A 21,096-nucleotide genomic window follows, 5' to 3' on the forward strand; every position below is an offset into this window, starting at 1 on the left:
TGTGCGGATGACCATCGACCGCAACCAGCGTCCGCTCGAGGACAGCATCCACCGCGACCTGTCCGGGCGCTTGACCTATGGCGGCTACCTGCGCCTGGACCTGCTGCTCGCCGCCCAGCAGCCGCTGTCCGATCCGCCACACCATGACGAGATGCTGTTTGTCGTGCAGCACCAGGTCTCGGAGCTGTGGCTGAAACTGATGATCCACGAGCTGTCGGCGGCCATCGCACACCTGCGCCGCGACGAAGTCTGGCGCTGCCGCAAGGTGCTGGCGCGCTGCAAGCAGGTGCTGCGGCAGCTGACCGAACAATGGTCGGTGCTCGAGACGATGACGCCGGCCGAGTACATGGAGTTCCGCGATGTGCTGGGCCCCTCGTCCGGATTCCAGTCGCTGCAGTACCGCACGGTCGAGTTCCTGCTCGGCAACAAGAACGCCGCGATGCTGGAGGTGTTCGCGCACGACCCCGACGGCCAGGCCGGCTTGCGCGCGGTGCTGGAGCAGCCAGGCCTGTACGACGAGTTCCTGCGCTATCTCGCACGCTGGGGGCATCCGGTCGCAGCGGCGCACGTCGCGCGCGACTGGGCGCAGCCACACGTGTTCGATGCAGACCTGGTGCCGGTGCTGCGCACGATATACGAGGACACCGATCGCTGGTGGCGCGAGTATTCGCTGTGCGAGGACCTGGTCGACCTGGAGAGCCAGTTCCAGTCGTGGCGCTTCCGCCACATGCGCACGGTGATGCGGATCATCGGCTTCAAGCGCGGCACCGGCGGCTCGAGCGGCGTGGGCTTCCTGCGCCAGGCGCTGGAGCTGAGCTTCTTCCCCGAGCTGTTCGAGGTCCGCACTCACCTTGGCCAGCCGACGCCGGCGGTGCCCGACTAGGCGCCGGCAGGTCCGATGGCCCTTTCCGGCAATGCGCTGCCGCTGTGGCTCCAGGCCCTGGCCTGGACCGCCTCGATCGCGGTGCTGCTGCGCCAGGTCGGCGCGTTGCGCACGCACATCCGCACGGCCACGCCCGACACGCTGCGCGTGCTGCTGGCCGCGACCCTCGCGCTGGCGGCGATGCGCTGGTTCAACACGGCCGCGCTGCAGGGCGTGATGCTCCACTTCCTGGGCGCAACCATCGCAACCTTGCTGTTCGGCGCCGGTGTCGCCTGTTGGTCGATGGCCGCCGTCAGCCTGACCGGCGTGCTGCTGGGCGCGGCGTGGCAGGGCTGGGCGGCCGACTTCCTGGTCACCGGCGCGCTACCGGTCGCCGTCACCGCCCTGGCCTCACGCGCGGCACGGCGCTGGGCGCCGCGCAACATCGTCGTCTACGTGATGCTCAACGCCTTTGCGGCCGCCGCTCTGGCGATGGCGGCCTCGATGCTTGCCAAGGCCGCCTTGACGGCCTGGCTCGGCGGCCGCACGGTCGATGCCTACCTGACTGCGACGCCGCTGCTGATGTTTGCCGAGGCGTTCTTCTCCGGAACGGTCATGGCCCTGATCGTGGTCTACCGGCCACACTGGTGCGTGAGTTTCGACGACCGCGCCTACCTCTGGCCGCAGGCGCCCATGTAACCGGACCGGCGGCCGCGCACCTCTGCTCGAGGCAGCGCCGGATCGCCCGACGGGCCCGGATCACGGCCACGGTCCACCGCTCTGCCCGCCTCTTGGGCAGCCCACGGCATGGCACGGCGGCGTGCGCGCGTCATCTGGGGGCGCCCCCAGCACCGCCTTCACATGGCGCACACTAAAGTGCGCTCCCCATTCATCATGAACAGGAATCGCAACGATGGCGATGTTGACCGCGACGATCGCAGGCGGGCTGATGGGCTTCGGCCTGATCAACTTCATGGCCCACAAGGCCAAGAGCGCGAACCACCCATGGGACGTGCGCGAGTTCACGGCCGAAGGCGACGTACTGGGCCGGGTCGACGCCTGGGCCGCGGCCAACGGCTACAAGCTGCGCAGCGACGACGGCCGCCGCCGCGTCTACCAGAAGGGCATCAACGTCCTGACCGCGCCGATGCGCCTGGACGTCGAGCGCGACGGCAACCGTTACACCACCCGCAGCTACGTGCACGTCGACGGCCTGCTGCTCAAGGGCGACCTCGCGCTGTCCTACCCGGGCGTGATGGCCAAGCTGCCGCGCGCCAATGCCCTCAAGGTGCAGAACCAGCTTTTGGCCGATCTGGGCCAGCCGCCGCTGGGCTGACCCACCTGTCGCCTCCGCCTACATCGTCGATGCCGGTGGGGGCGATATCGGCGCGCACGGTCAGCGCGCCATGCGATCGAGCCAGGCGCACAAGCCCTGCGCGTTGAGGGCGATGTCGCCGCCGAGCACCTCGCGCACGCGTGCCGGTGCGTCGGCGATGCCGTGGGCCACGGCCCGCTCGGTATAGAGCCGGACCAGGCCGTCGACGATCACATCCTGGCGGTCGTCGCGCCCATCGGCCGCCTGCGCGATGGCGACCATCGCGTCGATCACCGTATGCAGGTCGCTGGCGAGCCGCACGCACTCGGTCACCTCGCCGTAGTGCGCGATCCGGATCGAAACCGGCGCGCGCGCCAGCAGCCGATCGATGGAGGCATGCATCTGCTGCGGATCGAACTGCACCGGCGAGGTCGTCGGCACGATGAAGGCCCCCGCGTCGGTGTCGAGCTCGCGATAGGAAATGCCGAAGGTGTCGCCGGCGAACCAACTGCGGGTGGCTGCGTCCCAGACGCTGTAGTGGTGGCGCGCGTGGCCGGGCGTGTCGACGCAGACCAGCGCCCTGCCCGCCAGATCGACGACATGGCCGTCGTCGGCGATCACCACGCGCGACTCGGGCACCGGCAGCATGCCGGCATGGTCGCGCGCGAAGTCCGCCTCGCCGTACACCGCCTTCGCACCGGCAATCAGCCGCGTCGGATCGATCATGTGCGGCGCGCCGCGCGGATGCACGACGAGTCGCGCGCTGGGCAGCGCGCGCATCAACGGCCCGGCGCCGCCGGCGTGGTCGAGATGCACGTGCGTGACCATGACCCAGTCGACCGATGCGCGATCGACCCCAGCCGCATCGATCGCGGCGAGCACGCGCGGCGCGCAGGTCGCGGTCCCGCAGTCGATCAGCGCGGCGCGCCCTTCACTGCGCACCAGATAGGCGGCGCATAACGCCGGCCGCACGTAGCCGGTGTCGATGATCGTGATTCCGCCGCTGTCGTCGCGCATCGCATCGCTCCAGGTCGCTGCCGGCAGTCTAGGCCGTGCGTTGGAAGACGCGCATGGGCCTTTGGTCGTAGGCGTGGCCGGGTCTGGCCTCAGTCGCGCGGCCGCAGGATCGCCAAGCGCAGCACGAACGCGGCGCCGAGCACCGCCAGGAACACCCCGTAGCCGACCGCGGTCGCCAGGATCTGCTGCCACATGTGGCCATGCACCGGATCGGCGCTCGTCTGCGCCCAGTAGATCGAGACCATGAAGGCGGCGACCGACACCGCCAGGCTGGCCAGATCGTAGAGCACGCGCCGCACGCCACGCGGACGCCGGGGGTAGACCCAGAACAGCACGCCGAGGATCGCGAACCACGGCAGGAACAACAGCAGTGTCAGGTTGAACTCGACGAGCGGGTTCATGATGCCGCCTTCTCCACCTCCGCCGCAGCGATTGCATCCAGCGCAGCCTGCACGTCGGCCAGCGCAACGCCCTCGCCAAGCGCGGCCGGCGCCTGCGCCGGTGCCAACTCACCGCGACGCAAGCGCGCGATGGTCTGCCCCGCCTCGCGCGGCGCGTCGAAGCCGTGGCTCTGCAGCAGCACCCGATCGCCGTCCACGAGCTTGAAATAGAACCGGCCATCGTCCTCACGGTACTGCTTGAACTGTGGCGGCTCGTTGCGGATCGCGGCGGCCCCGGCGGTGGCCGGCACCGCCACGCGGCCCAGATCGCGCAGCCCGACCGCATCGCGCAGTTGTGCCAGCAGCGGCGTGGCATAGCGCTCGCGCAGCCGGCGCCCGCCATCGCGCAGGATGTCCTCGATATCCGACGGCCGCGCGATCAGCGCCTCGTAGCGCTCCCGCATCGGCGCGATCTCGCGCTCCATCACATCGAGCGCCTGTTGCTTGGCCTCACCCCAGCCGATGCCATCGGCGAAGGCCTGTGCGAAGGCGGCCGTCTGCTCGGGCGTGGCGAACGCCTGGTAGAGCTGGAACAGCGCCGAGCCTTCGGTGTCCTTCGGCTCGCCCGGCGCACGGGAGTCGGTGAGAATCGAGAACACCAACTTCTTGAGCTGCGCAGGCGGCGCGAACAGCGGAATGGTGTTGTCGTAGCTTTTGCTCATCTTGCGGCCATCCAGGCCGGGCAGCGTGGCGACGTCGTCGTCGATCACCGCCTCGGGCAACGTGAACCACTCGCGCCCGTACAGATGGTTGAAGCGCTGCGCGAAATCGCGCGCCATCTCGATGTGCTGGATCTGGTCGCGCCCCACCGGCACGCGGTGGGCGTTGAAGATCAGGATGTCGGCGGCCATCAGCACTGGATAAAGATAGAGCCCGGCGGTCACCGATGCGTCCTCATCCAGCGCCTGGGCCCGATTCCGGTCCACGGCAGCCTTGTAGGCATGTGCCCGGTTGAGCAAGCCCTTGCCTGCCACGCAGGTCAGCAACCACATCAGTTCGGTGGTTTCGGGCACGTCGCTCTGGCGGTAGAACCAGACCTTCGCCGGGTCCAGACCGGCGGCCAGCCACGTCGCCGAGACTTCCAGCGTCGAGCGCTGTACCCGGGCCGGGTCCTGCGTGTTGACCAGGCTGTGGAGGTCGGCGAGGAAATAGAAACTCTCGGTGCCCGGCGCCTTGCTGGCGGCGACCGCGGGGCGCACGGCGCCGACGTAGTTGCCGACATGCGGCGTGCCAGAGGGCTTGATGCCAGTGAGGACGCGCAGGGGACGTTGTGACATGACAGCAGCGACAGACCAGGGAGTCCCAGTCTACCTGTTCGACTACGGTCGATCGCGGCGTGCGCCGGGCGGCGAGCGTGGTTGCGGAGGCTGCACCAGTCATCGAGCTCCGAGGGTCATACGAAGACGGGCCGGTCGCCCGGCCCGCCTCGTACGGCATCGGATGCCGGCCAAGCGCGTCAGTCGAGGGTCTTCTCGAACTCGCGCACTTCCTTTTCGGCGCGGTCGCGTTCCCAGCCGTACTTCTCCTGCAGCTTGCCGGCCAGGTACTTGCTGTCTCCGGCCGCCACGTCGAACACGTCGTCGGTCAGGTCACCCCACTTGGCCTGGGCCTTGCCCTTGAGCTGCGTCCACTTGCCGGAAATGATGTCTTTGTTCATGGTCTTTCTTCCTTCTGGGAATCAGAGGCCTGCCGCCGGTGCGGTGCGATGCGCCGTCGCAGCGGGCTGTCGTCATCCTCTCGCAGCGCGCATCAACTGCCGGTCAAGAGACCATGATGCCGGCCTTCACATCGCTGCTGCGCACTCGGGCTGCACTGACAATCAGGTGTGGCACCACCGCGCGACGGTCCCAAGGCCGCACAAGAAAAAGCCGGCTTTCGCCGGCTTTTTCGGGGTCAACGCGAAGCAGCGCGATCAGGGACGGCGCGTGGTGGCGCCCGTGTCGTTCGCACCGTCTTCCATCTTCTCGCCCACCTTCTGGACATCCTGGCCGGCGCCGCGGACAGTGTTGCAGGCACTCAACGTGCCGGCGGTGAACAGAGCGAGCAGCAGAAGGGCAGTCAAACGCTTCATCGGGATTCTCCAGGGATTCTTGGCGGGCGATTGCGTGACGCCGCAACCGTTGGGCGGACTATAGGAGCCCGCGGTGTGAATGCCGCGTGCACCTGGCCGCGAGCCGCATCTCCCCATTCATCGTCTCGATACGTCGGGGGGACCTGCGCCCTCAGTCCCGCATCAGGGTCGACTTGCCGAACAGGCTTTCGACCAGGTCCACCGCCAGTTCGGCGGTCGCATTGCCATGATCGAGCGCGGTGTTGACCTCCACCACGTCCAGCGATCCCAGCCGCCCGGTATCGGCGATCATCTCCATCAACAACTGCGCCTCGCGATAGTTGATGCCGCCCGGGACCGGGGTGCCGGTGCCAGGCGCGATGGTCGGGTCGAGCACGTCGACGTCGAAGCTCACATGCAGATGGGTGTCGGCGTCGACGCCCTCGAGCGCCTGCTCGACCACGCGCCGCATGCCGACCTCGTCGATGTAGCGCATGTCGTAGATGTCCAGGCCATGCGCCTTGACCAGGCGCTTCTCGTCCGGATCGACCGAGCGGATGCCGATCTGGCGGAACTGGTCGACGCGTGTGGCGGGCGTCTCGCCGCCCAGCCCAGTCAATACATCGGGCCCGATGCCGCACAGGCAGGCCACCGGCATCCCGTGCACATTGCCCGACGGGGTGATCTGCGAGGTGTTGAAATCGGTGTGCGCATCGAGCCACAGCACGCGCAGCGTCTTGCCGACAGCCTGACAATGGCGCGCGACCGCCGCGATCGAACCGATCGCCAGACAGTGGTCGCCGCCGAGCATGATCGGCATGCGCCCGCGCGCGAGTTCCGCCGACGAGGCCTCGAGCACCGCCCGGTTCCAGGCGACCACCTCATCCAGATGCCGGTAGCCGCCCTGCGGGCCCTGCCACGGATTCCGGGGCCCCTTGAGGTCGCCCAGGTCGACGACATCGATCCCCCGTGCGAGCAAGGCCTCGGCCAGACCGGCCACGCGCAGGCCTTCTGGCCCCATCGAGGCGCCGCGACGTCCTGCGCCCACATCCGTGGGCACACCGAAGATCGAGACCGGCGGGTACGCGTGCTGCATGGCTTCTCCTGGGCAACTGACGGACGCAGGCCGCGGCGGGCGAGGCCGCGCGGACGACGGATCGACACCGTGCGGCCATGGGGAGGCGCCTGGGCGGCGCGGGTCGCGGAAACGGCGTCTGGATGGTGCCGGTCGCCAGGTCCGAAACCCGGGCAACCGACTGAACTGGTTTAAAGCTTCGAGCAAAACAGGAAGCGTTCCCGAACGTTCCACAGGCACGCGACCAGCAACACGTGCAGTCTAGCAGCCGGGCCTGCCATGCTCCGAACCTGCCCCACCCGATCAGAAGGACAGATCATGCACAAACGCGCGGGACTGGCCCTCCTGTTTGCCGCAGCGGCAACGGTACAAGCGCATCCGGGTGGCCTCAACGCAGAGGGCTGCCACAACAACCGGAAGACCGGCGACTATCACTGCCACAGGTCGCCATCGGCGCCGGCACCGGCACCACAGCGGCTCGCTCCGTCAACCGTCGAGCCTGCCACCGGATGGTCGTATCGCAACTGCACCGAGGCCCGGCAAGCACGCGCAGCACCGGTCAGGCGCGGAGAGCCAGGCTATGGCCCGCACTTGGACCGGGATGGGGACGGCGTCGGTTGCGAGTAGCCAATACGGCCGTCCACACCCTGTTCTGCCGCGCCACCGACCTACGCTGTGCGCGCCTTTCAGCAACGCCGAGTGCGCGAAGAGCAGTTGAGAACTGACGGGGAGCACCGCGCCAGCGTCGCGCGGGTCGCAGCCCATGCGACCACGGCCGGGATGATGCCCGGCATGCCTTACAGATCAGCCGCCAAAGCCGCCCTCCTGCGCTCTCGCGAGCCGCACGTGATCCCACCTGCTGGCCTGGCCAACATGCCGTCGCTCGGCGATTCATTCCTCAACGACCGCGGCTGGCGGAATCCGCTGCGCGGCGAGCACGTCGATCGGTCTCGGTGGGAGGCCTACAGGATCGGGCCGGAGTCGTCGCGCGTGCTATCGAGCGTGCGACTGCTGGAGGACGGCATGTTCGAGGTCACCAGCGGCGAGGGGTTCGCCCGCGTCTCGGATCCGCAAGCCGCATTCGAGTTGGCCGCAGGCTGGGCGATCGCAAAGCTGCCAGATTGACGCGGACGCGCTACGCAAGAGCGCTCGGAAATGCCACCCAAGCGCCTGCGACCAGCACCAATACGACGCCGGCGCCAGCTGCCAGAACCACGCTGCAGCCCATGGCACGACCGAGCTTCGCTTGCCGGCCGGACCTGGTGGTGGGGATGCCAGTCATTCGCGCGAAGTCGCGCTTGGCCTTCGTCACACCCAAGACCTTGTTCCACGAGACGACACTTTTCTTGCGTCTAGCCATTGCGCTTCCCTCCGCATTCGGTCTTTCCTGACTGTGCGCGTTCGGTGTGACTTTTCCCCAATCAGCGCGCGGCGCAGCGATACGCGGCCCGAAGCGCCACGTCGACACCGGTACCGACTTCTGCCTCCTGCAGCTTGCGCGGCGCGTGTGCTGCGTACACCACGAAGCCCTCGATCACCTCGCGGTGCGATGCACCGACCGGGAAGCAGTACGGGTTGCCTGGCGCGACGAACGTGTTGTCGATCACCGCCTGCACGTAGGCAAAGCAGTAGGCGCCGCGCGCTGCCTCGGCGGCAGGTGGCTCGTCGCCAGGGATCCATGGCTGCAGGGCATCCCGGCACCAGGTCGCGAGTTCGCCGACTGTGCGCGGCGGCTGATCGACGCCGGAGGCCGACACCGCCGGCGCCAGTAGCGCGATCACAACCGCGGCCACGCCGGCCGCGATGCCTCCCTGCTTCATCGTCATCCCCTGGACGGCGTCGGTCCGATTCTATCCAGGCCGAGGCCTGGGCGTTCGTGCTCCCCCGCCGCTTGGGATGACCTGGAATCGGAAGATGGTGCCGGCACCCGGGTTCGAACTGGGGACCTACCGCTTACAAGGCGGTTGCTCTACCAACTGAGCTATGCCGGCATGGGGCGGCGAGGCCGCGCGGGGATTCTAACCTGCATCCTGGGTGGTGGCGCAGTGGCCGGGTTCGGCCCGGGGCGCGCCGGTGCGCGTGCGCAGCGCGGCATCGGCCGTCACCGCATCGACCAGCGCGTCGAGCCAGGGCTGCACCTGGCCGCCGATCGGCTCGGCCTGCGCGGCGAAACCGGCGGCACGCAGGGCCTCGACGCGTGCCCGCGCGGGCGCTTCGCTGTCGAAACGCCCCAGCGCGATGCCGTGCGCGTCGTCGCCGTCGGCGATCACGTACTGGTCCTCGATGCCGGCCGCGCGCAGCCGTGCTGCGACCGCGTCGGCCGCGGCGCGATCACGCTGCGGCGGCAGCCAGACGCGCCAACCGCGCGGCGCGACGGCAACCTCGCGCGCGAAGACGCGTACGCCATCGCCGGCCAGACGTCGGCGCGCGGCCTCGCGTGCGGCGGCGTCGGCAAACGGGCCAAGTGCGACGCAGCGCAGCGCTGCCGCCGCGTCGCCATCGCTGTCGCCATCGAGCACCGCGACCTCCTCACCCTCGAATGCCTCGGCCAGCGGCACCGGCCCTGGCGACGCCGCCTGCGGCGCGAGCAAGGTCAGGGTGGGCGCGGTCTCCGTAGGGAGAGGCGCCGATTCGGCCGGCGTGTCGCGCAATGCCCACCAAGCGGCGACACCGAGATTGAGGATCACCAGCAGCAGGACGATCGCGCGCAGCAGCATGAGGGTCTCCTAGGCATCGGTCCTGCTCGGCCGCGCGCGGTACCAGCGCGCCAGACCGGCCAGGACCAGATCGGGCCGCATCTGCGCCCGCGGCAGGTGCGGCTGCAGGTCCGCCGCGCCGCCGCCGTGCAGCAGCAGGTCGGGCGTGACGCCGATACGCATCTCGGCCTGCACGAGGCTGCGCTCGACCAGCGCCACGGCGGCGCCTTCGCAGCCCGAGGCCAGCGCATCATCGGTATCGCTCGCGAACTCGAGATAGCGTCCGCCCGTCGCGGGCAGTTGCGCGACCCGACGCTGCAGGGCTTCGCGCATCAGCGTCGGCGACGGCGCGATGCGCCCCCCCAGGTGCCGGCCGTCGGCGTCGAGCAGATCGATCGTCAGTGCGGTGCCGACCCCGACCACGACGACGGGCGATGCGGCCTGCGCGCGCGCCGCCAGCAGAGCGAGGAAGCGGTCCACGCCCAGCCGCGTCGGGTCGGCATAGGCGATCGTGACGCCATCGAGCGCCGGCAACGTGCGCGCCAGCTCGACCTGGGCGCCGCGTGCGGCCAGCGCGTCGAGCAGCACCGCCCGCAGCGCTGGTGAGGCGACGCTGGCCACCACCGCGGTCTCGATCCTCGGCGGCAGGCGTTCGATCCATGCCGGATCCAGCCCGCCGGCCGCATGTGCCGTCCCAGCCACGGGCCCGATGCCCACGCCGTCGAGCGGGGCGTACTTGAGTCGGGTATTGCCCAGGTCGAACAGCCAGACCGTCATGTCGCGTTCCCGTTGCGCACGCTGACTTCGCCTGCGTGGAAGTTCCTGACGCCGTCGTCGAAGCGGACGCGCAGCGCGCCGTCGTCGGCGATGCCGTCGGCCGCGCCCTCGAGCACGCCGGTCCCGGTCTGCACCCGCACCGCGCGACCGGCCAGCGCGTCGACCGCTGCGAATGCGGGCAGGAACGCCGCCAGGCCGTCGCGATCGAAGCGCGCCAGCGCCGGGATCCAGGCGCCGATCACGGCGGCGGCCACCGCATCGCGGGACGGCAGTGCGGGCGCCAGTGTCGCCAGGTCGATCCAGGGCTGGTCGATGCGAGCAGCGTCGGCGGCAGGCATCCGCACATTGATGCCGATGCCCAGCACCGCGCGCACCGGCCCGGCATGCTCGCCGCCGCCTTCGACCAGCACGCCGCCGAGTTTGCGCAGTCCGGCGCTGTCAGACACCACAAGATCATTGGGCCACTTGAGCCGCACGTCGCCGAAGCCGAGCCCGTGCAGGGCCTCCACCGCGGCGATGCCGGCCACCAGGCTCAGTCCCCCCAAGCGCGCGAGCCCGCCCTCGAAGCCCCGCTGGAGCGACAGGTAGATGTGCGCGGCCAGCGGCGAGCGCCAGGTCCGGCCCCGGCGTCCGCGCCCGCCGGTCTGGCGTTCGGCCAGCAGCGCCTCGGCGGCCGCGCCCGGCATGGGCCGGCGCAGCAGTTCGGCGTTGGTCGAATCCAGGGTCCAGGCCACATCGAGCCGATCCAGACCCGCGCGCGCCTCGGCCGGCAATGCCGCAACGATCGCGTCGCGGTCGAGCAGCGACACCGGCTGGGCAAGCGCGTAGCCCTGCCCGCGCCGGGCCTCGATCGGCACACCGGCCTCGCGCAGCAGGCCGATCCGCTTCCAGACCGCCGCGCGTGTCTGCCCGGACTCGCGCGCCAGCACATCGCCCGACACGGGGCCGGCGATCAGCCGTTCCAACAAGGCACGCTCGGCATTCAGCGTGGGCATGCGGCGGTCGCAGGGAGATGGGGGACGGAGGCGGCCATGCGGGCGATTATCGGCGAGCGCGTGGCCGCTGTCGTGCGCTGCTGCGACGCAACGTCGCGGGCGCGCAACCTGCGCTATAGTCGCGGGATGTCCGCGTCCGCCTGACTGTCCGGGGTCTTCGATGTCGATACGAGCGATGTTCTGCGCGCTGCTGTTCGCTGCCTGCCTGCCGGCGGCGGCTCGCGAAGCGCGCGTCCCCGGACCCTCGGACACCCCGCCCTGCGCCGCGGCAGCGCCCGCGTCGGCTCCCGAAACGGCCGGCAGCGATGCCGTCCGGCGCCCGCCGGCCAGCGCGTCGAAGGCCCGGCCGGCGACCTCCGGCGGCATCGAGAGCGACGGCCCGCTGCGCGGCCCGCGCTGGCACAGCTTCCTGCCCGGCATGTTCCGCTGAGGCGACGGCCCCGGTCGTGCGTTCGCTGATCCGGCGCCTGTTCGATGGCGCCCCGCCCCCCGTCCCCGATGCGGACTGGGCGGCCATCCGCCGCCAATTGCCTTGGGTCCACGCACTCGACGACGCGCGCGCGGCGCGGCTGCGCACGCTCGCAGCGCGCTTTGTGCACCGCAAGACCATCACCCCGGTCGCCGGCCTGGCGCTGGACGCGCGCGAGCGGCTGCTGCTCGCGGCGCTGTGCTGCCTGCCGCTGCTCGAGTTCGGTGACGAGGGCCTGCATGGTTGGTCGCAGTTGATCGTGTATCCGGACGCATTCAGGGTGAACCGCAGCCACGTCGACGCCGCCGGCGTGATGCACGAGTGGGACGACGAATTGATCGGCGAAGCCTGGGAGAGCGGGCCGCTGGTGCTGTCGTGGGCCGACATCCAGAGCGACATCGCCGAGCCCGATGGCGGCTTCTGCGTGGCCGTGCACGAGATGGCGCACAAGCTCGATGCGCTCGATGGCGTGCTCGACGGCACTCCGCCGCTGCCGCGTCCGTGGCAGCGCGCCTGGGCGCAGGACTTCCAGCGCGCGTTCGATGGCTTCGTCGCGCGCGTCGACGCCGGGCACGACACCGCGCTCGACCCGTACGCGGCCGAAGCGCCCGAGGAATTCTTCGCGGTCTGCAGCGAATACCACTTCAGCGCGCCGGCGTTGCTGCGCGACGCGCTGCCCCAGGTTGCCGCGCACCTCGCGCGCTTCTACGGCCCGTCGCCGTTGGCGTAGGCCAGCGCGGCGCCGTCGCGACAGGCGGCCGCCGATGCCGGTCAGAAGCCCGGCGGCAGGCGCACCGAGAAGCAGGCTCCGCCCAGTTCCTCCGAGCGCCCGACGTGCAGTTCGCCGCGGTAGCTGTGCACGATGTCCTGCACGATCGACAGACCGATGCCGTGTCCCTGCACACGCTCGTCGCCGCGCACGCCGCGCTGGAGCACCGTCGCCACGCGATCGGGCGGAATGCCGGGACCGTCGTCCTCGACCACCAGCACCAGTCCCGGCCGACGGTTGGGCGCGGTGTCGCCCGAGCGCACCGTCAGCAGCACCCGGGAGCGCGCCCACTTGAAGGCGTTTTCGAGCAGATTGCCGAGCAGCTCCTGCAGGTCGCCCGGCTCGCCATGGAAGCGCGCCGCCGCATCGATCTCGAACTCGCAGACCGCGCCCTTGGCGGCGTAGATCTTCTCCAGCCCGCGGACGATCTGCTCGGCGTGCGGTTCGATTTCGATCGCGGCCGAGAACAGTTGGTGGCCGCTGGAGGCCGCGCGTGCGAGCTGGTAGGTCACCAGGTCGGTCATGCGCTGCAGCTGGGTCTCGACCTCCTCGCGCAACTCGGCCTCGCCGGTGCCGGCGTCGAGCCGCGAGCGCAGCACTGCCAGCGGCGTCTTGAGGCTGTGCGCCAGGTCGGACATCGTGTTGCGCTGACGCGCGAGGTGCTCGCGCTCGCTTTCGATCAGCGCGTTGATGCTCTCGGTCAACGGCAGCAGCTCGCGTGGATGCTGCATGCCCATGCGGTCGGCCTGTCCGCGTTGCACGCGTACCAGTTCGTGCTCGACCCGCCGCAACGGCCACAGGCTCCAGCGCACGATCAGCGCCTGCAGCAACAGCAGGATCATGCCCGCGATGCCGAGGTTGACCCACAGCGCGGCGCGGAACACCCGCACCTGGCGCGGCACGATGCCGGCATCCTCCATCACATAGATGGTGTAGGCGAACTCGTCATCGGTACGCGTCTCTTCCGGTGACCACAGCAGGCCCAGGCCGTAGCGGTAGACCTCGCCCGGCGAGCCGTCACTGCGCACGATCGGCAGCGGGCCTTCGAACTTCTCCTCGCGTGCACCGAGCATCGTCGCCTCGGGCAACTGCGGGCCTGATGCCGAACGCGAGGCCCAGGTGCCGCTGGGCAGCACCACCTCGGCGTACAGGCCACTGCCCGGGCGCAGGAAGCGGTCGTCGGGTGGCGATTCGGACGGCAGGTAGATCTCGCCGCCGCGCAGGAACTCGATGTCGCCCGCGTAGGCGTAGACGTAGTTGCGCAGGCGCTCGCGCTGGCCTTCGCTGGCGACGTCGATGAACGCCCGGTCGAGCGCATACCCGGCCAGCGCCAGGAACGCGAGCAGACCAATACTCGCCGCCAGCAGCTGGCGGGCCTGCAACGAGCGCGGGCGCCAGCGCGAAGGGCGCCGCGCCTTGCTCTTGGGGCGTCGGGACTCAGCAGGCATGACGGATCACAGGCGTGGACGGCAGCCCGGACGCGTGGCGGCAACGGGCCGGAGGGCGCGATCGCCGGCCGAGCGTTTCACCCCTCGCCGTTGCGCGGGATCGCGAACCGGTAGCCACGGCCGCGCACGGTCTCGATAGGCTTGAGCGCGCCGTCGGGGTCGAGCTTCTTGCGCAGACGGCCGATGAACACCTCGAGCACGTTGGAATCGCGATCGAAATCCTGCTGGTAGATGTGCTCGGTCAGATCGGCCTTCGACACCAGTTCGCCGGCATGCATCATCAGATACTCGAGCACCTTGTACTCGTAGCTGGTCAGATCGACGTTCTTGCCGTCGACGCTGACCGTCTGCGCGGCCAGGTCCAGCGTCACCGTGCCGCACTCAAGCGTGGGCTTGCTCCAGCCCGCCGCGCGGCGGACCAGCGCATTGATGCGGGCGAGCAGTTCCTCGACGTGGAACGGCTTGACCAAGTAGTCGTCGGCGCCCTGCTTGAGGCCATCGACCTTGTCCTGCCAGCTCGAGCGCGCGGTGAGGATCAGCACCGGAAACTGCTTGCCCTCCTCGCGCAGCGCCTTGATCAGCTCCATGCCCGACATCTTCGGCAGCCCCAGGTCGATGATGCCCACGTCGAACGGCACTTCGCGGCCCATGTACAGGCCCTCTTCGCCATCCTGGGCGGCATCGACGGCGAAGCCTTCGCGCTTCAGCCGGGCGGCAAGGGTCTCACGCAGGGGAGCTTCGTCTTCGACGAGCAGGATTCGCATGGGGTCAACTCCGGTCGAACGGCCGGACCGGCCGTGAATTGGGGGCGAGAATGCAGGATCAATCGTCGTCGCCGCGTGCACGGGCGGCCCGTCCGCGCTGCTGCGGATCGTCGACGTACACCCGGACCCGGCCGCTATCGTCCATCACCTTGACGCGATTGACGTCGCGGCCGTCGGCATGCATCCGCTCCACGCTGAGCACCCGGCCCCGCGTCGTGCGTTCGATCCGGCGGACCGAATCGGACATGGAATCCTGGGCGCCCCGCGGGCCCACGTTCTGTCGTCCCCACGAGGCCCGCATATCGGGCCCGCTGCGGACGTCTCCCATCTGCGGGCCCTCTTGCGCCCGCACCGTCACCGCCGCGCCCGAGGCGCAGAACGCCACGGCGAGCAGGATCAGGGAAGTGGGGCTGGACGACAGGGCAGGCACGGCCGCTCCTTGAGCGTGGGTCGGCTGACGAATGCATGGCATGGTCGGGCGAAGGCGGTGAATCCGTCCTTAACTTTTCGTTGACAAGGCTGTCTGCGTTCAGTTTCGAAGGGGGTCCCGATCATGTCCGGATTCGCCACTCCATGCAACGGCGTTGGCTGCCCCGGTCGGCGTCGTCACGCCGGCACCGCAGTTGCCTCCAGCGCCTTTTCGACCAGCGCCCAGTCGGCGCCCGGCCGGTGCGCGCCTTCACTGAGGATCTGTCGGAAGCGCCGCCCGCCGGGCTGCCCGTGGAACAGCCCCAGCACGTGACGCACCACGTGCTTGAGGGCCACACCCTCGGCCAGCCGCGCCTCGATCCAGGGACCCAACGCCCGCAGCAGGGCCTCGCGCGGCCGTTCGCTACGCCCCCACAACGCGGCATCGAGCCGGTGCAGCAGATAGGGGTCGTGGTACGCGGCGCGGCCCAGCATCACCCCGTCGACATGCGCCAGCTGGTCGTGCGCCGCCTCCAGGGTCGCGATGCCGCCGTTGACCACCACCGGCAGCGCCGGCCGCTCGCGCTTGAGCCGCCAGGCCCAGTCGTAGCGCAGCGGCGGGATGTCCCGGTTCTCCTTCGGCGACAGCCCCTGCAGCCAGGCGTTGCGCGCGTGCACCACCACCATCGACGCGCCGGCGGCGACCACGCCATCGACGAACGCGGCGAAGGCGGCGTAGTCGTCATCGTCATCGACCCCGAGCCGGCATTTCACGGTGACCGGCACCGGGCTGGCCGCGACCATGGCCGAGACGCAGTCGGCGACCAGCGCCGGCTCGCGCATCAGGCAGGCGCCGAACCGCCCGGCCTGCACCCGGTCCGAGGGGCAGCCGCAATTGAGGTTGATCTCATCGAAGCCATGCGCGGCCGCGATCGCTGACGCCTGCGCCAGCAAGGCCGGGTCGCTGCCGCCCAGTTGCAGCGCCAGCGGCGCCTGCTCGGGCGTGGCCGCGAGCAGCCGCGCGCGATCGCCGTGGATCACCGCGTTGGCATGCACCATCTCGGTGTACAGCCGCGCACCCGGCGCGAGGATGCGGTGGAACTGCCGGCAGTGGACGTCGGTCCAGTCCATCATCGGGGCGACCGAGAGCCGCAGGGCGTCGGGTTCGAAAGCGTGCATACGGATTTCCGTCGGGCTGCGACGTGCCGGCCATGCCGCCGGCGCGGGCGTCGCGCGAGGCCCGTCGCGTTGCGCAGGCCGTGCAGGGCCGGCCATTGTGCGCCCCCGCGCCTGATGCCTCAAACGCGGCCGCCCGGATGACCGGGCAGGTCCGGGGCCTGCGACACGGCGGATGCAGTGACGTTGCGATGCTGCAGGGATCGCGCCGCAATGCGCACCGAGGGTCCGTTCGATGGTCTTCGTCTTCCTGTTCACCGCGCTGTTGCTCGTCTGGAGCCTGGGTGCGGTGCTGTTGTGGCGCGACACGCGTCGCACCAGTGACGCGCTGGCCTGGGTCGCCGGCCTGTTGGCGCTGGCAACTGCAGCGGCATTCGGGGCTGGGCTGGTGGGACTTGTGCGCTATGGCGACTGGCAGGCGTTGACGACTGCGCAGGCACTGCACGCGGTGTTCGGCGAGGGCAGCCTGGCGTTACGCCGCTCGGAATGGGGCTGGCTCAACCGGCTGTCAGGCGTCTATCTCGGGCTGGACCTGGGCTGGACGCTGCTGATGCTGTGCGCGGCGCAATTCGCGTCGATCGGCTTTTGGTCGACGCGGGCGCAGCAACAGCGTGCCGCACGTCGGACGACTCGGTCCAGATAGACAGTGCGATTCTCCGCGGACAGTTGGATTCGGCGCGCAGCGCCTGTGGATTCATCGGCAGCGCGGATCGGCGCCCTATCGCTGTCCGCCCTCTCCGCGGCGGCAGCCGCGTTGCGTCGCGGACCCGGTCCTGACGACGATGGTGGGGTGGGCGGCAGCGACCGCGATCGCGTTCAGTCGACGATCGGCGCATCCGCTGGCGGGCGACGCGCCGGGAACGCCGTCGACACCGGCACCACCTGCACTTCGGCCTGCGCGGACCGCAGATCGTTCGCGCCGACCTGCGAGCCCTCCACCAACTGCGTGCCGTGTACGCTCGACTGGCTGACGATGCGCACCAGCTCGCTCGACCCGTCGGGCCAGACCACGCGGAACGTCTCGCCGGCCGGCAAGGTCCGGAACGGCGTCGCACTCTGCGCGCGATACAGCGCGGCGACCTGCGCGGCGCCGAGGCGGCGTTGCTCGGGCGGCGCTTCGATGGTCGTCTCCGCGACATCGGCCAGGCCGGTGTAGTGGTCGCCGATCGCATCGACGACCACGCCGGCCACCGCGACCGAGTAACCGAGGAACACCACGGCCCAGAACCAGAACCGCACCCTGCGCGAAATTGCCCGCTGCTTCATCTCATCACCATCCCGACCTGCCGGTCGCGTCGTAGTTCAGCTGTCATCTGATCGATCTGTTCCGCGTCTTCCGGTGGCGACGCCTGCCGGACGAACGTCGAGAAATCCTGTGTTTCATCCTGAGCGCAGATGCCGCCCTCGGCGCAGTACCGGGTCATCAACGCCCCGTTGCCGCTGCAATCCAGCCCCAGGCCGCAGGCCGCGTTCTGCCAGGCGGTCTCCGCGTTCTGGGAGCCGGCCACGCGCCCAGCCAGCGCCGGGTCCCCAGCCGCCGCCTCGCCCATCGCCGGGGCCAGCGCCGCGTAGGCGTCCGGGTCGGCCGATTCGAGCACGCGCTCCACCAGCCCGCGGCGATAGTCCTCGTCGTCGGCAAGCGGCGCGCCCATCGACAGCAACGCGGCCTCGGCCGGCAGGCTGCCGGCCAGCGCCGCCTCTCTCCGTTGCTCGACCAGTTGCACGAAGTTCGGCGCGTCGTCGGCGACGAAGCGGCCGCAGCGGCGCTCGATCCGGGCCCGCGCTTCGCGCAGCGGGCGCGCAGCCGGCAAGGGCAGGCTGGCGAGCAGCAAGGTGTCGCGCGCGTAGTCGACCGGCGCCCGCGCATAGCCGGCGCAATACTCATGGATCCGGCTGACCAGCCAGCGTGCTTCGGCGTCCCCGCTCTCGGCCATCGGCTGCAACCGCTGGGCGAGCGCGAACAGGTCCTGCGACCGCTCGAAGGCCTGCCGGGGCGAGACCGGGACCGTCGAGGCTGGGCCGTGGGAGGTGGCATGGCGGGTCGTTCTGCCCAACCGCGCAGTCGCCTTCATCGCGGTCCCGGGGGGCGGCGACGTCACAGATGCATCGCCCACGGGCGCCGCATCGCGGCCCCGGTTCGCGGCGGCCGGCGCGTCGGCACGCGAGAACGCCAGCCCCAGGGCCACGGCGGCGACGAGCGCGAGGACGGCGGCGACTCTCAGATGCAAGGCGGGCTTTCCGGCAGGTCCGGGCAGGAGCGGGATCGCCCACGCCGAACCATTCGGCCTGGGCGGCGAAGCCGCCGGCGGGCAAGAACCGGACGGGAAGGCGATTGTAGCCCATCGCGCCGGCCCTCCCGGCCGGGCCGGCGCGCGCAAGTTGTGACCGTTATCACGCCATCACGCGGTTCCCTGCCCCGTCGCGCCCGGCCGACCTCACCGCCACCCGCAATGCGGACGCGGGCGCGGGCGTCACCGCGCAGGACGTGGACGGCAATCGCACCGCCGCGACGCCGTCCGACAGCATCGAGCAGGGGCCGCTGTCGGCACCGGTCGGCGAGCCCGCCCCCCGCCGCCCGACCCGCCGCCGGCCTCCGACCGGCACCGCGGCCTTTACGCGCCGGGACATGGGACCGAAGATGCCGGCCCCACGTCGCGGAAATTCACCATGCCTCACCTCGAACTGAGCCTGCGCTGCAGTGAAGCCGAGCAGCCCCGCTATGCACGCGCGCTCGAAGATGTCGGGGCCCTGGCGGTGACGATGCTCGACGCCGACGCCGACACCTCCAACGAGCAGGCGATCCTGGAGCCGGGTGTCGGCGAGACGCCGTTGTGGAACTCCGTGGTACTGACCGCGCTGTTCGAGGTCGACACCGACGCGTTGGCACTGCTGGCCGCGCTCGAATCCTTCGATGGCGGCCTCGACTGGACCCGGGCGGGCTTTGCCAAGGTCGAGGACCAGGACTGGGAACGGGCCTGGATGGACCAGTACGTGCCGCTGCGCTTTGGCGCGCGCACCTGGATCGTGCCGTGGAACAGCGAGGTGCCCGAGGAGGCCGGCGACGACGCCGCGATCGTCCGCCTCGACCCGGGCCTGGCCTTCGGCTCGGGCACCCATCCCACGACCTCGCTGTGCCTGCAGTGGCTCGACGGGCTGGCCGCCGATGGCGCGCTCGAGGGATGCACCGTGCTCGACTACGGCTGCGGCAGCGGCATCCTCGCGCTGGCCGCGCTCAAGCTCGGCGCCGCGCAGGCGATCGGCGTCGACAACGATCCGCAGGCCCTCCAGGCCTCGGGCGACAACGCCGAGCGCAATGGCGTGGACACGGCACTGACCGTGTTCCTGCCCAGCGACGCGCCGCAGACGAACTATCCGGTGGTGGTCGCCAACATCCTCGCCACTGCGCTCGATGCCCTGGCCGAGACGCTGGCCGAGCGGGTCACGCCGGGCGGACGGATTGCGCTGTCGGGCATCCTCGACGGCCAGGAGGAAGCGCTGCTGCGCCGCTACCGCCCGTGGTTCGAGCAGTTGGCCGTCGCGCGCGAGGGCGATTGGGTGCGCATCGACGGCGTGCGGCGCTGAGCCCGCATCCGCGCGAGCCCATGCTTCAATAGCCGGATGTTCATCCATTGCCGGCACTGCGGCGACCTGGTCGCCACCGACCGGGCGACCGGCCTGCCACCGGCGCGCTGCCCACGTTGCGGCGGCGCCTTGCAAACGCCCGCACCGCCCGAGCCACCGGTCTCGGTGGCCAATCTGCTCAGACCGCGCCCCGAACCCGCGGCGCCGCCACCGTCGCTCACATCCACCGCGCCTCCATCGGCGCCCCCCGCCGAGCCGATACGCAAGACGCCCGCGCCGCCCCCGGACGCCGCCGCCCGAACCGTCCCGAGTTTCGCCCGGTCGCGTACCGTCGCTGCGCCGCCGCGCGCGCCCCGGTGGCTATGGGGCGCGGCTGCCGGGCTGACCGCGCTGCTGGTCCTGCAGGGCCTGCTCGCCGAGCGCGCGCGGCTGGCCGCCCATCCGGCCTGGCGCCCCACGCTGGAAACGGTGTGCGGCGCGCTGCGCTGCACGCTGCCGCCCTGGCGCGAGCCCGCGGCGCTGGTCCTGCTCGCACGCGATGTCCGCGCCGAGCCCGAGGACCCGAGCCGGCTGCAGGTCACCGCGCGCTTCCGCAACGACGCACGCTGGCCGCAGGCCTGGCCGCGTCTGCGGCTGGTGCTGTCGGACGTCGACGGACAGGCGATCGGCAGCCGCGTATTCACGGCCCGGGAGTACCTGGGCGGCGCGCCGCCTGCGCCGACGCTTGCCCCCGGTGCCAGCGCCCACGTTCGCCTGACGCTCAAAGAGCCTGGGCCCGGCGCGGTGTCGTTCGCGTTCGAACTGCTGTAGACGGACCTGTACCGCTTGTCGGCGCGTTGTCCGGCCGCCGCGCCGCGCGATAGACTGACCCGGCCGCCATGACCGACCGCCGACGCCGCGCCGTCGACGCTTTACTCTTTCGAGAGCCGCCTTGAACGCAGACCGATCCGACAGCAGCATGCGCGAGGCGCCACGCACCCCGCTGCGCGAGCATGTCGCCACGTCGATCCAGCGCTACCTGGGCGATCTCAACGGCAACGACACCGACAACCTCTACGAGGTCGCGCTGCGCGAGCTGGAGATTCCGCTGTTCGCCGAAGTGCTCAACTTCTGCGATGGCAACCAGAGCCGCGCGGCCGCGATGCTGGGCATCCACCGCGCGACGCTGCGCAAGAAGCTGCGCGAGTACGGGCTGACGCAGTAACGCGCTGCCGGGGTGCCCGGCCACGGCCGCTATAATCGCGGGCTCTTTC

At 70.5% G+C, this 21,096-nt stretch carries 27 protein-coding genes and 1 tRNA gene; 11 read left to right on the plus strand and 17 right to left on the minus strand.

The features are described 5' to 3' along the window. The first annotated feature begins 7 nt into the window (after positions 1 to 7). The 3 genes from ABE505_RS01910 (at position 8) to ABE505_RS01920 (ending at position 2,198) form a co-directional block, all read left to right on the plus strand. A complete protein-coding gene (locus tag ABE505_RS01910; RefSeq protein WP_346441736.1) occupies positions 8 to 883 on the plus strand; it encodes a tryptophan 2,3-dioxygenase family protein in 876 nt (291 codons plus the stop codon). 15 nt (positions 884 to 898) lie between these two features. Next, entirely contained in the window at positions 899 to 1,561 is a 663-nt protein-coding gene (locus tag ABE505_RS01915; RefSeq protein ID WP_346441737.1) for an energy-coupling factor ABC transporter permease, read from the plus strand. Positions 1,562 to 1,775: 214 nt separating this feature from the next. After that, positions 1,776 to 2,198 (plus strand): hypothetical protein, encoded by a 423-nt coding sequence (locus ABE505_RS01920; RefSeq protein WP_346441738.1) that lies wholly within the window; start codon positions 1,776 to 1,778, stop codon positions 2,196 to 2,198. Between the two features lie 60 nt (positions 2,199 to 2,258). Here ABE505_RS01920 and ABE505_RS01925 read toward each other — a convergent pair whose 3' ends face one another. The 6 genes from ABE505_RS01925 to rocF all read right to left on the minus strand — a co-directional run bounded on the left by ABE505_RS01925 (position 2,259) and on the right by rocF (position 6,780). Further along, positions 2,259 to 3,194 carry an MBL fold metallo-hydrolase gene (locus ABE505_RS01925; protein ID WP_346441739.1) on the minus strand — a complete coding sequence of 312 codons (936 nt, stop codon included), beginning with the start codon at positions 3,192 to 3,194 and terminating at the stop codon, positions 2,259 to 2,261. An 89-nt stretch (positions 3,195 to 3,283) separates the two neighbouring features. After that, entirely contained in the window at positions 3,284 to 3,595 is a 312-nt protein-coding gene (locus ABE505_RS01930) for a hypothetical protein (RefSeq protein ID WP_346441740.1), read from the minus strand. Next, positions 3,592 to 4,911, minus strand: a complete 1,320-nt coding sequence (locus ABE505_RS01935) for a tryptophan--tRNA ligase (protein WP_346441741.1) — start codon at positions 4,909 to 4,911, stop codon at positions 3,592 to 3,594. The genes ABE505_RS01930 and ABE505_RS01935 overlap by 4 nt, the downstream gene beginning before the upstream one ends. 179 nt (positions 4,912 to 5,090) lie before the next feature. Next, the gene (locus ABE505_RS01940) at positions 5,091 to 5,291 is read right to left on the minus strand and encodes a CsbD family protein (RefSeq protein ID WP_183427715.1); all 201 of its coding nucleotides are present in this window, start codon (positions 5,289 to 5,291) and stop codon (positions 5,091 to 5,093) included. Positions 5,292 to 5,546: 255 nt separating this feature from the next. After that, complete coding sequence (locus tag ABE505_RS01945) at positions 5,547 to 5,705, minus strand: entericidin A/B family lipoprotein (protein WP_346441742.1); 159 nt, start codon at positions 5,703 to 5,705, stop codon at positions 5,547 to 5,549. Between the two features lie 151 nt (positions 5,706 to 5,856). Continuing rightward, positions 5,857 to 6,780: an arginase gene (gene rocF, locus ABE505_RS01950; protein WP_346441743.1), complete on the minus strand. Its 924-nt coding sequence runs from the start codon at positions 6,778 to 6,780 to the stop codon at positions 5,857 to 5,859. Between the two features lie 297 nt (positions 6,781 to 7,077). Here rocF and ABE505_RS01955 point away from each other — a divergent pair, with 297 nt between their 5' ends. Both ABE505_RS01955 and ABE505_RS01960 read left to right on the plus strand, forming a co-directional pair. Beyond that, positions 7,078 to 7,386, plus strand: coding sequence for an excalibur calcium-binding domain-containing protein (locus tag ABE505_RS01955; RefSeq protein WP_346441744.1), 309 nt, complete (start codon positions 7,078 to 7,080; stop codon positions 7,384 to 7,386). Between the two features lie 72 nt (positions 7,387 to 7,458). Then, positions 7,459 to 7,884: a hypothetical protein gene (locus ABE505_RS01960; RefSeq protein WP_346441745.1), complete on the plus strand. Its 426-nt coding sequence runs from the start codon at positions 7,459 to 7,461 to the stop codon at positions 7,882 to 7,884. A gap of 296 nt (positions 7,885 to 8,180) precedes the next feature. Here the strand turns inward: ABE505_RS01960 and ABE505_RS01965 are convergent, their stop codons facing one another. The 5 genes from ABE505_RS01965 to birA all read right to left on the minus strand — a co-directional run bounded on the left by ABE505_RS01965 (position 8,181) and on the right by birA (position 11,227). Further along, complete coding sequence (locus tag ABE505_RS01965; RefSeq protein WP_346441747.1) at positions 8,181 to 8,579, minus strand: Rap1a/Tai family immunity protein; 399 nt, start codon at positions 8,577 to 8,579, stop codon at positions 8,181 to 8,183. Between the two features lie 95 nt (positions 8,580 to 8,674). Then, a tRNA-Thr gene (locus tag ABE505_RS01970) sits at positions 8,675 to 8,750 on the minus strand. A 27-nt stretch (positions 8,751 to 8,777) separates the two neighbouring features. Further along, the gene (locus tag ABE505_RS01975) at positions 8,778 to 9,476 is read right to left on the minus strand and encodes an SPOR domain-containing protein (protein ID WP_346441748.1); all 699 of its coding nucleotides are present in this window, start codon (positions 9,474 to 9,476) and stop codon (positions 8,778 to 8,780) included. A gap of 9 nt (positions 9,477 to 9,485) precedes the next feature. After that, positions 9,486 to 10,232 (minus strand): type III pantothenate kinase, encoded by a 747-nt coding sequence (locus ABE505_RS01980; RefSeq protein WP_346441749.1) that lies wholly within the window; start codon positions 10,230 to 10,232, stop codon positions 9,486 to 9,488. Next, on the minus strand, positions 10,229 to 11,227 hold the full coding sequence (gene birA / locus ABE505_RS01985; RefSeq protein ID WP_346441750.1) for a bifunctional biotin--[acetyl-CoA-carboxylase] ligase/biotin operon repressor BirA: 999 nt from the start codon (positions 11,225 to 11,227) through the stop codon (positions 10,229 to 10,231). The genes ABE505_RS01980 and birA overlap by 4 nt, the downstream gene beginning before the upstream one ends. A gap of 160 nt (positions 11,228 to 11,387) precedes the next feature. Here birA and ABE505_RS01990 point away from each other — a divergent pair, with 160 nt between their 5' ends. Both ABE505_RS01990 and ABE505_RS01995 read left to right on the plus strand, forming a co-directional pair. Then, positions 11,388 to 11,657 carry a hypothetical protein gene (locus ABE505_RS01990; RefSeq protein ID WP_183427774.1) on the plus strand — a complete coding sequence of 90 codons (270 nt, stop codon included), beginning with the start codon at positions 11,388 to 11,390 and terminating at the stop codon, positions 11,655 to 11,657. Positions 11,658 to 11,673: 16 nt separating this feature from the next. Beyond that, positions 11,674 to 12,426 (plus strand): M90 family metallopeptidase, encoded by a 753-nt coding sequence (locus ABE505_RS01995; RefSeq protein WP_346441751.1) that lies wholly within the window; start codon positions 11,674 to 11,676, stop codon positions 12,424 to 12,426. A gap of 41 nt (positions 12,427 to 12,467) precedes the next feature. Here ABE505_RS01995 and ABE505_RS02000 read toward each other — a convergent pair whose 3' ends face one another. The 4 genes from ABE505_RS02000 to dusA form a co-directional block, all read right to left on the minus strand. Further along, complete coding sequence (locus ABE505_RS02000; RefSeq protein WP_346441752.1) at positions 12,468 to 13,913, minus strand: sensor histidine kinase; 1,446 nt, start codon at positions 13,911 to 13,913, stop codon at positions 12,468 to 12,470. 77 nt (positions 13,914 to 13,990) lie between these two features. Next, positions 13,991 to 14,677 carry a response regulator transcription factor gene (locus ABE505_RS02005; RefSeq protein WP_232115533.1) on the minus strand — a complete coding sequence of 229 codons (687 nt, stop codon included), beginning with the start codon at positions 14,675 to 14,677 and terminating at the stop codon, positions 13,991 to 13,993. Positions 14,678 to 14,735: 58 nt separating this feature from the next. Continuing rightward, complete coding sequence (locus ABE505_RS02010; RefSeq protein ID WP_346441753.1) at positions 14,736 to 15,107, minus strand: hypothetical protein; 372 nt, start codon at positions 15,105 to 15,107, stop codon at positions 14,736 to 14,738. A gap of 176 nt (positions 15,108 to 15,283) precedes the next feature. Then, positions 15,284 to 16,264: a tRNA dihydrouridine(20/20a) synthase DusA gene (dusA, locus tag ABE505_RS02015; protein WP_346441754.1), complete on the minus strand. Its 981-nt coding sequence runs from the start codon at positions 16,262 to 16,264 to the stop codon at positions 15,284 to 15,286. A 232-nt stretch (positions 16,265 to 16,496) separates the two neighbouring features. Between dusA and ABE505_RS02020 the strand changes: the two genes are divergently transcribed. Beyond that, positions 16,497 to 16,904, plus strand: coding sequence for a hypothetical protein (locus ABE505_RS02020; protein WP_346441755.1), 408 nt, complete (start codon positions 16,497 to 16,499; stop codon positions 16,902 to 16,904). Between the two features lie 173 nt (positions 16,905 to 17,077). On the opposite strand, the gene ABE505_RS02025 is transcribed toward ABE505_RS02020, so the two are convergent. Further along, positions 17,078 to 17,527: a hypothetical protein gene (locus tag ABE505_RS02025; protein ID WP_346441756.1), complete on the minus strand. Its 450-nt coding sequence runs from the start codon at positions 17,525 to 17,527 to the stop codon at positions 17,078 to 17,080. Beyond that, entirely contained in the window at positions 17,524 to 18,489 is a 966-nt protein-coding gene (locus ABE505_RS02030) for a hypothetical protein (protein WP_346441757.1), read from the minus strand. The genes ABE505_RS02025 and ABE505_RS02030 overlap by 4 nt, the downstream gene beginning before the upstream one ends. A 439-nt stretch (positions 18,490 to 18,928) precedes the next feature. Between ABE505_RS02030 and prmA the strand changes: the two genes are divergently transcribed. From prmA to fis, 3 genes are all read left to right on the plus strand, one after another. Then, a complete protein-coding gene (gene prmA, locus ABE505_RS02035; RefSeq protein ID WP_346441758.1) occupies positions 18,929 to 19,843 on the plus strand; it encodes a 50S ribosomal protein L11 methyltransferase in 915 nt (304 codons plus the stop codon). A gap of 36 nt (positions 19,844 to 19,879) precedes the next feature. Next, complete coding sequence (locus tag ABE505_RS02040; protein ID WP_346441759.1) at positions 19,880 to 20,653, plus strand: DUF3426 domain-containing protein; 774 nt, start codon at positions 19,880 to 19,882, stop codon at positions 20,651 to 20,653. Between the two features lie 121 nt (positions 20,654 to 20,774). Continuing rightward, on the plus strand, positions 20,775 to 21,047 hold the full coding sequence (gene fis / locus ABE505_RS02045) for a DNA-binding transcriptional regulator Fis (protein ID WP_183427738.1): 273 nt from the start codon (positions 20,775 to 20,777) through the stop codon (positions 21,045 to 21,047). Positions 21,048 to 21,096 lie beyond the last annotated feature (49 nt).

It is taken from the genome of Luteimonas sp. TWI382, assembly GCF_039674545.1.
Taxonomy (GTDB): Bacteria; Pseudomonadota; Gammaproteobacteria; order Xanthomonadales; family Xanthomonadaceae; genus Luteimonas.

What these genes read in the sequence shown, in the direction of transcription:
- ABE505_RS01910 (WP_346441736.1), top strand. Translation starts at nt 8, where the DNA reads ATGACCATCGACCGCAACCAGCGTCCGCTCGAGGACAGCATCCACCGC.
- ABE505_RS01915 (WP_346441737.1), top strand. Translation starts at nt 899, where the DNA reads ATGGCCCTTTCCGGCAATGCGCTGCCGCTGTGGCTCCAGGCCCTGGCC.
- ABE505_RS01920 (WP_346441738.1), top strand. Translation starts at nt 1,776, where the DNA reads ATGGCGATGTTGACCGCGACGATCGCAGGCGGGCTGATGGGCTTCGGC.
- ABE505_RS01925 (WP_346441739.1), bottom strand. Translation starts at nt 3,194, where the DNA reads ATGCGCGACGACAGCGGCGGAATCACGATCATCGACACCGGCTACGTG.
- ABE505_RS01930 (WP_346441740.1), bottom strand. Translation starts at nt 3,595, where the DNA reads ATGAACCCGCTCGTCGAGTTCAACCTGACACTGCTGTTGTTCCTGCCG.
- ABE505_RS01935 (WP_346441741.1), bottom strand. Translation starts at nt 4,911, where the DNA reads ATGTCACAACGTCCCCTGCGCGTCCTCACTGGCATCAAGCCCTCTGGC.
- ABE505_RS01940 (WP_183427715.1), bottom strand. Translation starts at nt 5,291, where the DNA reads ATGAACAAAGACATCATTTCCGGCAAGTGGACGCAGCTCAAGGGCAAG.
- ABE505_RS01945 (WP_346441742.1), bottom strand. Translation starts at nt 5,705, where the DNA reads ATGAAGCGTTTGACTGCCCTTCTGCTGCTCGCTCTGTTCACCGCCGGC.
- rocF (WP_346441743.1), bottom strand. Translation starts at nt 6,780, where the DNA reads ATGCAGCACGCGTACCCGCCGGTCTCGATCTTCGGTGTGCCCACGGAT.
- ABE505_RS01955 (WP_346441744.1), top strand. Translation starts at nt 7,078, where the DNA reads ATGCACAAACGCGCGGGACTGGCCCTCCTGTTTGCCGCAGCGGCAACG.
- ABE505_RS01965 (WP_346441747.1), bottom strand. Translation starts at nt 8,579, where the DNA reads ATGAAGCAGGGAGGCATCGCGGCCGGCGTGGCCGCGGTTGTGATCGCG.
- ABE505_RS01975 (WP_346441748.1), bottom strand. Translation starts at nt 9,476, where the DNA reads ATGCTGCTGCGCGCGATCGTCCTGCTGCTGGTGATCCTCAATCTCGGT.
- ABE505_RS01980 (WP_346441749.1), bottom strand. Translation starts at nt 10,232, where the DNA reads ATGACGGTCTGGCTGTTCGACCTGGGCAATACCCGACTCAAGTACGCC.
- birA (WP_346441750.1), bottom strand. Translation starts at nt 11,227, where the DNA reads ATGCCCACGCTGAATGCCGAGCGTGCCTTGTTGGAACGGCTGATCGCC.
- ABE505_RS01990 (WP_183427774.1), top strand. Translation starts at nt 11,388, where the DNA reads ATGTCGATACGAGCGATGTTCTGCGCGCTGCTGTTCGCTGCCTGCCTG.
- ABE505_RS02000 (WP_346441752.1), bottom strand. Translation starts at nt 13,913, where the DNA reads ATGCCTGCTGAGTCCCGACGCCCCAAGAGCAAGGCGCGGCGCCCTTCG.
- ABE505_RS02005 (WP_232115533.1), bottom strand. Translation starts at nt 14,677, where the DNA reads ATGCGAATCCTGCTCGTCGAAGACGAAGCTCCCCTGCGTGAGACCCTT.
- dusA (WP_346441754.1), bottom strand. Translation starts at nt 16,264, where the DNA reads ATGCACGCTTTCGAACCCGACGCCCTGCGGCTCTCGGTCGCCCCGATG.
- ABE505_RS02020 (WP_346441755.1), top strand. Translation starts at nt 16,497, where the DNA reads ATGGTCTTCGTCTTCCTGTTCACCGCGCTGTTGCTCGTCTGGAGCCTG.
- ABE505_RS02025 (WP_346441756.1), bottom strand. Translation starts at nt 17,527, where the DNA reads ATGAAGCAGCGGGCAATTTCGCGCAGGGTGCGGTTCTGGTTCTGGGCC.
- prmA (WP_346441758.1), top strand. Translation starts at nt 18,929, where the DNA reads ATGCCTCACCTCGAACTGAGCCTGCGCTGCAGTGAAGCCGAGCAGCCC.
- ABE505_RS02040 (WP_346441759.1), top strand. Translation starts at nt 19,880, where the DNA reads ATGTTCATCCATTGCCGGCACTGCGGCGACCTGGTCGCCACCGACCGG.